The organism is Streptomyces sp. NPDC051172, assembly GCF_040682555.1.
Classification (GTDB): domain Bacteria; phylum Actinomycetota; class Actinomycetes; order Streptomycetales; family Streptomycetaceae; genus Streptomyces.
In genome coordinates this window covers 18,586-28,504 of sequence record NZ_JBFBBE010000114.1, presented here as the reverse complement: position 1 = coordinate 28,504, position 9,919 = coordinate 18,586, and the positions used below count along the sequence as shown (strand labels likewise).

Below are 9,919 nucleotides of genomic sequence, written 5' to 3'. Positions count from 1 at the left end.
TCTTCGACAAAGGGCTGCTGAGAGCGCCCCAAAGGGGCGCGGGGCTGTGTCGATATGCGGCTCCGCCGCGTGGGCGCGACAAGCCACGACGAGGCCGCAGCCCGCAGATTCCCGCACCCCTACGGCGCTTACGCTCCAGTGACCTCAACGGCGGCAAGATTCTTCTTGCCCCGCCGAAGCACAAGCCACCGCCCGTGCAGCAGATCCTCCTTGGCGGGAACCGCGTCCTCGGACGCGACCTTCACGTTGTTCACGTACGCCCCGCCCTCCTTCACGGTCCGCCGCGCAGCCGACTTGCTGGCCACCAGCCCGACCTCGGCGAACAGGTCCACCACCGGGCCGGGCTCGGCAACCCGGACATGCGGCAGCTCGGACAGCGCCGCCGCCAGCGTCCGCTCGTCCAGCTCCGCGAGTTCCCCCTGCCCGAAGAGGGCACGGGACGCGGCGATCACTGCGGCCGTCTGGTCGGCGCCGTGCACCAGCGTCGTCAGCTCCTCCGCCAGCGCGCGCTGAGCGGCACGGGCCTGCGGGCGCTCCTCGGTCTGCTTCTCCAGCTCCTCGAGCTCCTCACGGGACTTGAAGGACAGGATCCGCATGTACGTCGAGATGTCCCGGTCGTCCACATTCAGCCAGAACTGGTAGAACGCGTACGGCGTCGTCATCTCGGGGTCGAGCCAGACGGCGCCGCCCTCGGTCTTGCCGAACTTGGTGCCGTCCGCCTTGACCATCAACGGCGTCGCCAGGCAGTGCACCTCGGCGTCGGGCTCCAGCCTGTGGATCAGGTCCAGGCCCGCCGTGAGGTTGCCCCACTGGTCGCTGCCGCCCTGCTGGAGCGTGCAGCCGTGCCTCCGGTACAGCTCCAGGAAGTCCATGCCCTGCAGCAGCTGGTAGCTGAACTCCGTGTAGCTGATGCCTTCCTGGGACTCGAGCCGGCGCGCGACGGAGTCCTTGGTCAGCATCTTGTTGACGCGGAAGTGCTTGCCGATGTCCCGGAGGAACTCGATGGCGGACAGACCGGCCGTCCAGTCCAGGTTGTTCACCATCACCGCGGCGTTCTCGCCCTCGAAGGACAGGAACGGCTCGATCTGCGCGCGCAGCCGGGTCACCCAGTTCGCGACCGTCTCCGGGTCGTTCAGCGTGCGCTCCGCCGTGGGGCGCGGGTCACCGATCTGGCCGGTCGCGCCCCCCACCAGCGCCAGCGGGCGCAGGCCCGCCTGCTGGAGCCGGCGCATGGTGAGGACCTGGACCAGGTGGCCGACGTGCAGACTGGCCGCGGTCGGGTCGAACCCGCAATAGAACGTGACGGGACCGTCCGCGAGCGCCTTGCGCAAAGCATCCTCGTCAGTGGACAGGGCCCACAGACCCCGCCACTTCAGCTCGTCGACGATGTCCGTCACGGTTCTCGTATCTCCTTGATGATCTTCGGGCGGTCGAGCGACCACCGGCTACGAGGTTATACGCCCTGACTGACAGAGCTCATATTGAAGTCGGGCACCCGCAGCGCAGGCATCGCAGCCCTAGTGAACCAGTCGCTCCACTCCCTCGGCAGCGTCTTTTCCGTGCGCCCGGCCTCGGTGGCCCGCCCGAGCAGGTCGACCGGCGACTCGTTGAAGCGGAAGTTGTTGACCTCGCCGCTCACCTCGCCGTTCTCGACGAGGTAGACGCCGTCCCTGGTCAGACCGGTGAGCAGCAGCGTGGCCGGATCGACCTCGCGGATGTACCAGAGGCAGGTCAGCAGCAGCCCCCGCTCGGTGTTCGCGACCATCTCCTCAAGAGAGCGGTCGTCCCCGCCGGTAAGGATGAGGTTGTCGATCGCGGGAGCCACCGGCAGCCCGGTCAGGCCCGCGCTGTGCCGGGTGGTCGTCAGGTGGGCCAGTTCGCCCTGCCGTACCCAGTCGGTGGCCGCGAGCGGCAGGCCGTTGTCGAACACCGACTGGTCGCCGCCGGAGGAGTGCGCGATGACGAAGGGCGCCGACTCCAGGCCCGGCTCGTTCGGGTCGCTGCGCAGGGTCAGCGGCAGCTCGCTGAGCCTGTCGCCGACGCGTGTGCCGCCGCCCGGCTTGGAGAACACCGTGCGGCCCTCGACCGCGTCCCGGCCGGACGCCGACCACATCTGGTAGATCAGCAGGTCCGCGACGGCGGTCGGCGGCAGCAGCGTCTCGTACCGCCCGGCGGGCAGTTCGATCCGCCGCTCGGCCCACCCGAGGCGTACGGCGAGTTCCGCGTCCAGCGCGGCCGGGTCGACGTCCTTGAAGTCACGCGTGGAACAGCCCGCCCACGCCGAGCGCGTACGGTCCGGGGACTTGGCGTTCAGCTCCAGCGTTCCGTTGGGCTGGTCGTGCCGCAGGCGCAGGCCCGTCGACGTACCCACATAGCTCGACACCAGCTCGTGGTTGGCGAAGCCGTACAGCTCGCGGCCGCCCGCACGCGCGCGTGCGAACGCCTCACCGAGTGCCGGCGCGAAGTCGGCGAACACGGTCGACGAGGTCTCGGCGGGCGCCTCCACGAAGTCCGGCGACTGCGCGACGCCCGTGACCAGCGGCTGTGCGTCCTCCGCAGGCCCGGCGCCGCGGGCGGCGGCCTCGGCGGCCCGCACCAGCGACTCCAGCTCGTCCGCGGTCACGGCCGAGCGGGAGACGACACCGGAGGCGGTGCCCTCCTTGCCGTCGACGGTCGCGACGACCGTGAGGGTACGCCCGCGCGTGACGCCGTTCGTGGTGAGCGCATTGCCCGCCCAGCGCAGATTGGCGGTCGAGTGCTCGTCGGCGATGACGACACAGCCGTCGGCGGTGGACAGCTCCAGCGCCCGCTCGACGATCTCGTGCGGCTTGCTGCTGCGGGCGCTCATCGACCGGCCTCCTGCGTGGTGTTGAGGATGTTGACGCCCTTGAAGAGCGCGGAGGGGCAGCCGTGCGAGACGGCGGCGACCTGGCCCGGCTGGGCCTTGCCGCAGTTGAAGGCACCTCCGAGGACATACGTCTGCGGGCCGCCCACCGCGGCCATCGAGCCCCAGAAGTCGGTGGTCGTCGCCTGGTACGCGACATCCCGCAGCTGCCCGGTGATCCGACCGTTCTCGATCTTGAAGAACCGCTGACCCGTGAACTGGAAGTTGTACCTCTGCATGTCGATCGACCATGAACGGTCACCGACGACGTAGATGCCCCGGTCCACTCCTCCGATCAGGTCCTCCGTCGCCATCCCGGCCGGATCCGGCTGCAGCGACACATTGGCCATGCGCTGCACCGGAACGTGCCCGGGGGAGTCGGCGAACGCGCACCCGTTGGACCGCTCGAACCCGGTCAGCCTCGCGATCCGCCGGTCCAGCTGGTAGCCGACGAGCGTGCCGTCCTTCACCAGGTCCCAGGACTGGCCCTCGACGCCCTCGTCGTCGTAGCCGACCGTCGCAAGGCCGTGCTCGGCGGTGCGGTCGCCGGTGACGTTCATCAGCTCGGAGCCGTACCTCAGCTTGCCCAGCTGGTCGAAGGTGGCGAAGGAGGTGCCGGCGTAGGCGGCCTCATAGCCGAGCGCACGGTCCAGCTCGGTGGCGTGGCCGATGGACTCGTGGATGGTCAGCCACAGGTTGGAGGGGTCCACGACCAGGTCGTACAGGCCTGCCTCGACGCTCGGCGCGCGCATCTTCTCGGCGAGCAGCTCCGGGATCTGCGCGAGCTCGCTCTCCCAGTCCCAGCCGGTGCCGGTGAGGTACTCCCAGCCGCGTCCCACGGGCGGCGCGATCGTGCGCATCGAGTCGAACTCGCCGCTCGACTCGTCGACCGACACGGCCGTCAGCTGCGGGTGCAGCCGCACGCGCTGCTGTGTGGTCACGGTCCCGGCCGTGTCGGCGTAGAACTTGTTCTCGTGCACGGTGAGCAGCGAGGCGTCGACGTGGTTGACGCCGTTCGCCGCGAGCAGCTGCGCGCTCCAGTCCGCCAGCAGCGCCGACTTCTCCTCGTCGGGCACGGAGAACGGGTCGATGTCGTACGACGAGATCCAGGTCTTCTCGGCGTGCACGGGCTCGTCGGCGAGCTCCACCCGCTCCTCCGAGCCGGCCGCCTTGATCACCTGGGCGGAGAGCTTCGCCATCGCCACCGCCTGCGAGGCGACCTTGGCGGCGGCGTCCAGGCTCAGATCCACCCCCGATGCGAAGCCCCAGGTGCCGCCGTGCACGACCCGTACCGCGTACCCGAGGTCGGTGGTGTCCGACGAACCGGCGGGCTTGGCGTCCCGGAAGCGCCAGGACGCGCTGCGCACCCGCTCGAACCGGAAGTCCGCATGCTCGGCACCCAGGGCACGCGCGCGTGCCAGCGCCGCGTCGGTCAGGGCCCGTAGGGGAAGTGCCGTGAAGGCTTCGTCGATGGTATGAGGCACCGAGGTCTCTCCTTGTTGTCGTGACCTGTGATCGGACCGGCGGTTGCTCCGATCATTTCGCGTGACCGGGCCGCGGACCACAGGTTTCGAGCCGGTACCGGGAACTTTCTGTAGGGACCCGACAGTGAGTCCCGTAAGCCACTGTCGGTGCCCGATTGTCCGCGGGAGCATCTGGACCGATAGGTTTTCGAGGAAGCCGCCTGTCATCCAGGTGTTCGGGCGGGGGGTATCAGACCGCTATCGAAAGGGTGATCCGTTGAGCCGCTCGGTTCTCGTCACCGGAGGCAACCGGGGCATCGGCCTCGCCATCGCCCGCGCATTCGCCGACGCCGGCGACAAGGTCGCCATCACGTACCGTTCGGGTGAGCCGCCGGCCGCCCTTACGGAATTGGGCTGCCTCGCGGTGAAGTGCGACATCACCGACACCGAGCAGGTGGAGCAGGCCTACAAGGAGATCGAGGCCGAGCACGGCCCGGTCGAGGTCCTGATCGCCAACGCCGGCATCACCAAGGACCAGCTCCTGATGCGCATGTCCGAGGAGGACTTCACGTCCGTCCTCGACACCAACCTCACCGGCACCTTCCGCGTGGTCAAGCGCGCCAACCGCGGCATGCTGCGCGCCAAGAAGGGCCGCGTCGTCCTGATCTCCTCGGTCGTCGGGCTGTACGGTGGCCCCGGCCAGGCCAACTACGCCGCCTCCAAGGCCGCCCTGGTCGGCTTCGCGCGTTCCCTCGCCCGTGAGCTGGGCTCGCGCAACATCACCTTCAACGTCGTCGCGCCCGGCTTCGTCGACACCGACATGACCAAGGTGCTCACCGACGAGCAGCGCGAGGGCATCGTCAAGCAGGTGCCGCTCGGCCGTTACGCGCAGCCGGAGGAGGTGGCCGCGACGGTGCGGTTCCTCGCCTCGGACGACGCCTCGTACATCACTGGAGCCGTCATTCCCGTTGACGGCGGACTGGGAATGGGTCACTGATCACCATGAGCGGAATTCTCGAGGGCAAGCGCGTCCTGATCACCGGTGTGCTGATGGAGTCCTCCATCGCCTTCCACGCCGCCAAGCTGGCCCAGGAGCAGGGTGCCGAGATCATCCTGACCGCCTTCCCGCGGCCCACGCTGACCGAGCGCATCGCCAAGAAGCTGCCGAAGCCCACCAAGGTCATCGAGCTCGACGTCACCAACGACGAGCACCTCGGCCGGCTGGCCGACATCGTCGGCGAGGAGCTCGGCGGCCTCGACGGCGTCGTGCACTCCATCGGCTTCGCGCCGCAGGACGCGCTCGGCGGCAACTTCCTGAACACGCCGTTCGAGTCCGTGGCCACCGCCATGCATGTCTCGGCGTACTCCCTGAAGTCGCTGACCATGGCCTGCCTGCCGCTGATGCAGAACGGCGGCTCGGTCGTCGGCCTCACCTTCGACGCGCAGTACGCCTGGCCGCAGTACGACTGGATGGGCCCGGCGAAGGCCGCCCTGGAGGCCACCAGCCGCTACCTCGCCCGTGACCTGGGCAAGCAGAACATCCGCTGCAACCTGATCTCCGCGGGCCCGATCGGCTCCATGGCCGCCAAGTCCATCCCGGGCTTCAGCGACCTGGCCTCGGTGTGGGACAGCCGCTCCCCGCTGGAGTGGGACCTCAAGGACCCGGAGCCGGCCGGCAAGGGCATCGTCGCCCTGCTGAGCGACTGGTTCCCGAAGACCACGGGCGAGATCGTCCACGTGGACGGCGGTCTGCACGCCATCGGCGCCTGACGCTGCCGCTGGGCCTCGGCCGACACTGAGGGCCCGCACCCTGCCGGGGTGCGGGCCCTCAGCGCGTCCGCCGGCCTCGGTGCCATCGCCGCGATGTCACCCGTTCGGGCTATGCGGTCGGGCGGGCCGGGCCACGACTGCGCACCCTGGATTACGGGTCCGGCACGTGAACCCCTCCCCAGCACGGCCGAGGAGGTCCCCTTGTGCGCATCTTCCGCAACCTGGCCTCAGTGACCGTCGCCGTCGCTCTCGTGATGTCCCTGCCGTACGAGGCGATGCCGCACGCGCGCGTGAAGCCCGGGAAGCCGCCGGCGCCGCAGCTCTTCGGCGCCGAGTGCCGCACCAGGGTCGCCGGCTCCCATGTGATCGCGTACTGCCACAACCCCTATCCGCAGACCGACGGCGTCAGCCTGCACGTCGAGTGCGCCCGCTGGTGGGACCTCGACACCGACGGCACCCCTGTCGACACCGGTCCGGCGATGACCGTACGGCTCACCGGCCGGTGCTGGAAGGAAGTCGGCTCGGCGTGGATCAGTCACCAGAGGCGCTGAACCGTCCGGGACGGCACAGGAAGGGATAGCTCGCGGCCTCCGCACCGGCGGCCTCGGCGTCGCCCGTGCGGATCGCGTCGACCAGGCGCGTGTGCTCCATGTACGTCTCCGGGGTGAGTTCCCGGCCGACGTCCTCGCGCAGCCAGTCCCGCAGCACCTCGCCGAGGTCGGCGTACATCGCGGTCATCACGTCGTTGTGCGAGGCGGCCACCACCGCCATGTGGAAGGTCGCGTCCGCCGTCACGAAGGTCTCCGTGTCGCCCGACTCCCAGGCCTCCTCGCGCCGCACGAGCAGCGCGTCCAGCTGTTTGAGGTCCTTCTCCGTGCGCCGCCCGGCGGCGAGCCTGGCGGCTGCCGACTCCAGCGTGGAGCGCAGCTCGGCGATGTGCCGCGGGTCCGCGTCGGCGAAGCGGCGGTGCATCACGCCCGCCAGCTCACTGGTCGCCACGACATACGTGCCCGAGCCCTGACGGATGTCCAGCAGACCGTTGTGCGCGAGGGCGCGGACGGCCTCACGGACCGTGTTCCGGGCCACCCCGAGCTGCTCGACCAGCTCGGGCTCCGTGGGGATGCGGGAGCCGACCGGCCACTCGCCCGAGGTGATCTCGTGCCGGAGCGCGGCGATGACCTGCTCGGACAACGCAGAACGGCGGGGATGACTCAGGGGCATGGCACACCTTCGCACGCGGCGGGCGGATCCGGCCGACCCGGGATGGACAACCAATCATCCTATGATTCTATGATGGACGGCATGGCAAGCGAGGAAGCCCGCACGAAGATGTTCACCACCGTGGCCGTTCCGGCCCCGGACGAGCCCCGGCGACCCGCCACGCGCGCGTGGAGGACGAGACTACTCGTGCTCGGCATCGTCCTGTCGGCCCTCAACCTCCGCCCCGCCATCACCAGCCTGGGCGCGCTCCTCGAAGAGGTCCGCCACGGGCTCGGCATGAGCGGCAGCGTGGCCGGCCTGCTCACCTCCGTGCCCCCGCTCTGCTTCGCCGTCTTCGGCGTCACGGCCCCCCGCCTCGCCCGCCGCTTCGGACCGGGCGCGGTGGTGTGCGCGGGCATGGTCGCCATCACCGCGGGCCTGCTCATACGCCCGTACGCGGGCGGCACGGCCGGCTTCCTCGCCGCCAGCGCGCTCGCCCTCATGGGCATCGCGGTCAGCAACGTCCTGATGCCGGTCATCGTCAAGCGCTGGTTCCCGGACCGGGTCGGCTCCATGACCGGCCTCTACTCGATGGCGCTCGCCCTGGGCACCGCCGCGGCGGCCGCGGTGACGGTGCCCATGACCGAGGTGCTGGGCGGCAGTTGGCGGTCCGGACTCACGGTGTGGGCGGCCCTCGCGGCGACGGCCGTGCTGCCGTGGATCCCGTTCGTACGGCAGCGGGATGCGGCGCCCGCCGAGCAGCCGGCCGGGCGGCACGCGCGCGTGGAGGCGCCCGCGCTGCGGATCACCCGGAGTCGCACCGCCTGGGCGCTCGCCGTCTTCTTCGGGCTGCAGGCCACCGCCGCGTACATCACGATGGGCTGGATGGCGCAGATCTTCCGGGACGCGGGCGTGCCCGCGGGCACGGCGGGGCTGCTGCTCGCCGTCACCATGGTGATGGGCGTGCCGCTGGCCTTCGTCATCCCGCGCGTCGCCGCCCGGCTGCCGCACCAGGGGCCGATCGTGATCGCGCTGGGCGCCTGCGGACTCGCCGGTTACGCGGGCCTGTACCTCGCACCGGCGGCCGGTGCCTGGGCCTGGGCGCTGCTGCTCGGCGTCGCCAACTGCGCCTTCCCGCTGGCCCTCACCATGGTCGGCATGCGGGCCAGGACCGGCGCGGGCGTCGCCCAGCTGTCGGCGTTCGCGCAGAGCACCGGCTATCTGATCTCCATCCCCGGCCCGCTCCTGGTGGGCGTGCTCTACCAGCACAGCGGCGGGTGGGGGCTGCCGATCGCGCTGATGGCCGCCCTGATGGTCCCGCAGATGGTCGTCGGCGTTCTGGCGGGGCGCAGCCGCACGGTGGAGGACGAGGCGGCCCGCTGACCCCGGCCGAACCGTCCCGGGTGGCGGGTGGGAGACTGGCCTTATGCCAGTGCTCGACCCGAACCCCCAGAACGGCCAGAAGAAGATGCTGCTCGTCTTCGGCTCGTTCCTCGCCATCTTCGTGATCATCGCCATCATCGCGACGATCGCCTCGCCGTGACCGTCCGCCGGGCGGCCCGACGGGCCCGATGGTGGGGCTAGCACCACCATCCCCTAGGGGGTGAGTGTCAGGGTCAACTGGGTGGATCTCCGGATGGGTTGAAGGCTCCGGATTCCGTAACTTCGAGGTGTGACCGCGTAAGGCGGATCACCGAGACCCGAAGATCCAGCGGAGGCACCCATGTCGGCCCAGTCGCACACCCGGCCCCACCCGGCGACCACGGGTGGCATCGACATCCGGCTGCCCTGGTGGGCCCTCGCCCTGCCGACGCTCGCCTTCATCGTGCTGCTGGCTCTGATGCTGAACCCGTCGAACGCACAGGCGGCGACGGGCGACCCGGCGATCACCCACCTCTTCGAGCGGGCACAGCAGCTCATAGGCCGCTGAGCACCGGTTCGGCCGCCAGTCAACTCCCTGCGCCCCATGGCCTGTTTCATGCGAAGCTGGGTGCCATGAGCGTCGCAGAACCCCGCAGGATCGTCCTCTTCCGCCATGCGAAAGCCGACTGGCCACAGGTGACCGACCACGAGCGCCCCCTCGCTGAGCGGGGCCGCACGGACGCCGCAGTCGCCGGACGCAAGCTGGCCGACACCGGTATCCCCTTCGATCTGGCCCTGTGCTCCACCGCGATCCGGACCCGAGAGACCTGGAAGCTCGCCGTCCATGAATTCCCGCACCGGCCGAAAACCGTCTACGAGGAGCGGATCTACGAGGCCTCACCCGGCGAGCTGATCGCGCTGCTCAACGAGACCCCCGACGACGTGCAGAACGCCGTACTCATCGGCCACAACCCGGGCGTGCAGGGCCTCGCCGAGATCCTGGCCGGTTCGTCCGAGGGTGACGCCGGCGAGCGGATGAACCGCCGCGGCTTCCCGGCCGCCGCCTTCGTCGTCCTGTCCTTCGAGGGCCCCTGGAAGACCCTGGAGCCGGGCGTGGCCACGCTGCTGGACTACTGGGCGCCGACCGAGTAGCCGACACGGCGCAACCAGTAGACGACCGACGAAGCGAGCAGGCGACACGACGACCGAGGGGCCCCGCACCACCACGGTGCCGGGCCCC

At 70.2% G+C, this 9,919-nt stretch carries 11 protein-coding genes; 7 read left to right on the top strand and 4 right to left on the bottom strand.

What is annotated here, in order from left to right:
* Positions 1–128: 128 nt before the first annotated feature.
* Genes tyrS through AB0N07_RS40865 form a run of 3 tightly spaced genes read right to left on the bottom strand, consistent with a single transcriptional unit; the run spans position 129 to position 4,368 of the window.
* Complete coding sequence (gene tyrS / locus AB0N07_RS40875) at positions 129–1,397, bottom strand: tyrosine--tRNA ligase (protein WP_365844233.1); 1,269 nt, start codon at positions 1,395–1,397, stop codon at positions 129–131.
* A gap of 56 nt (positions 1,398–1,453) precedes the next feature.
* Entirely contained in the window at positions 1,454–2,848 is a 1,395-nt protein-coding gene (locus tag AB0N07_RS40870; protein WP_365844231.1) for a metallopeptidase TldD-related protein, read from the bottom strand.
* On the bottom strand, positions 2,845–4,368 hold the full coding sequence (locus tag AB0N07_RS40865; RefSeq protein ID WP_365844229.1) for a TldD/PmbA family protein: 1,524 nt from the start codon (positions 4,366–4,368) through the stop codon (positions 2,845–2,847). Before AB0N07_RS40865 ends, AB0N07_RS40870 begins: the two co-directional genes overlap by 4 nt.
* Positions 4,369–4,624: 256 nt before the next feature.
* Here AB0N07_RS40865 and fabG point away from each other — a divergent pair, with 256 nt between their 5' ends.
* The 3 genes from fabG to AB0N07_RS40850 all read left to right on the top strand — a co-directional run bounded on the left by fabG (position 4,625) and on the right by AB0N07_RS40850 (position 6,668).
* Positions 4,625–5,344, top strand: coding sequence for a 3-oxoacyl-[acyl-carrier-protein] reductase (gene fabG, locus AB0N07_RS40860; RefSeq protein ID WP_232653182.1), 720 nt, complete (start codon positions 4,625–4,627; stop codon positions 5,342–5,344).
* Positions 5,345–5,349: 5 nt separating this feature from the next.
* Positions 5,350–6,117, top strand: a complete 768-nt coding sequence (gene fabI, locus AB0N07_RS40855; protein WP_365844227.1) for an enoyl-ACP reductase FabI — start codon at positions 5,350–5,352, stop codon at positions 6,115–6,117.
* A gap of 203 nt (positions 6,118–6,320) precedes the next feature.
* A complete protein-coding gene (locus tag AB0N07_RS40850) occupies positions 6,321–6,668 on the top strand; it encodes a hypothetical protein (RefSeq protein ID WP_365844225.1) in 348 nt (115 codons plus the stop codon).
* On the opposite strand, the gene AB0N07_RS40845 is transcribed toward AB0N07_RS40850, so the two are convergent.
* Positions 6,649–7,338 (bottom strand): FadR/GntR family transcriptional regulator, encoded by a 690-nt coding sequence (locus tag AB0N07_RS40845; RefSeq protein ID WP_365844223.1) that lies wholly within the window; start codon positions 7,336–7,338, stop codon positions 6,649–6,651. The two genes, AB0N07_RS40850 and AB0N07_RS40845, sit on opposite strands and share 20 nt — an antisense overlap.
* A gap of 69 nt (positions 7,339–7,407) precedes the next feature.
* Here AB0N07_RS40845 and AB0N07_RS40840 point away from each other — a divergent pair, with 69 nt between their 5' ends.
* From AB0N07_RS40840 to AB0N07_RS40825, 4 genes are all read left to right on the top strand, one after another.
* On the top strand, positions 7,408–8,700 hold the full coding sequence (locus tag AB0N07_RS40840) for a CynX/NimT family MFS transporter (protein WP_365844221.1): 1,293 nt from the start codon (positions 7,408–7,410) through the stop codon (positions 8,698–8,700).
* Positions 8,701–8,743: 43 nt separating this feature from the next.
* On the top strand, positions 8,744–8,860 hold the full coding sequence (locus AB0N07_RS40835) for an SGM_5486 family transporter-associated protein (protein WP_269787331.1): 117 nt from the start codon (positions 8,744–8,746) through the stop codon (positions 8,858–8,860).
* Between the two features lie 180 nt (positions 8,861–9,040).
* Positions 9,041–9,247, top strand: a complete 207-nt coding sequence (locus tag AB0N07_RS40830) for a hypothetical protein (protein WP_365844219.1) — start codon at positions 9,041–9,043, stop codon at positions 9,245–9,247.
* Positions 9,248–9,312: 65 nt separating this feature from the next.
* Positions 9,313–9,831: a histidine phosphatase family protein gene (locus AB0N07_RS40825; protein ID WP_365844217.1), complete on the top strand. Its 519-nt coding sequence runs from the start codon at positions 9,313–9,315 to the stop codon at positions 9,829–9,831.
* Positions 9,832–9,919 lie beyond the last annotated feature (88 nt).

Bases quoted from the DNA above. Each gene is read 5' to 3' on its own strand.
- AB0N07_RS40870 (WP_365844231.1), bottom strand. From the start codon at position 2,848: ATGAGCGCCCGCAGCAGCAAGCCGCACGAGATCGTCGAGCGGGCGCTG.
- fabI (WP_365844227.1), top strand. From the start codon at position 5,350: ATGAGCGGAATTCTCGAGGGCAAGCGCGTCCTGATCACCGGTGTGCTG.
- AB0N07_RS40845 (WP_365844223.1), bottom strand. From the start codon at position 7,338: ATGCCCCTGAGTCATCCCCGCCGTTCTGCGTTGTCCGAGCAGGTCATC.
- AB0N07_RS40840 (WP_365844221.1), top strand. From the start codon at position 7,408: ATGATGGACGGCATGGCAAGCGAGGAAGCCCGCACGAAGATGTTCACC.
- AB0N07_RS40835 (WP_269787331.1), top strand. From the start codon at position 8,744: ATGCCAGTGCTCGACCCGAACCCCCAGAACGGCCAGAAGAAGATGCTG.
- AB0N07_RS40830 (WP_365844219.1), top strand. From the start codon at position 9,041: ATGTCGGCCCAGTCGCACACCCGGCCCCACCCGGCGACCACGGGTGGC.
- AB0N07_RS40825 (WP_365844217.1), top strand. From the start codon at position 9,313: ATGAGCGTCGCAGAACCCCGCAGGATCGTCCTCTTCCGCCATGCGAAA.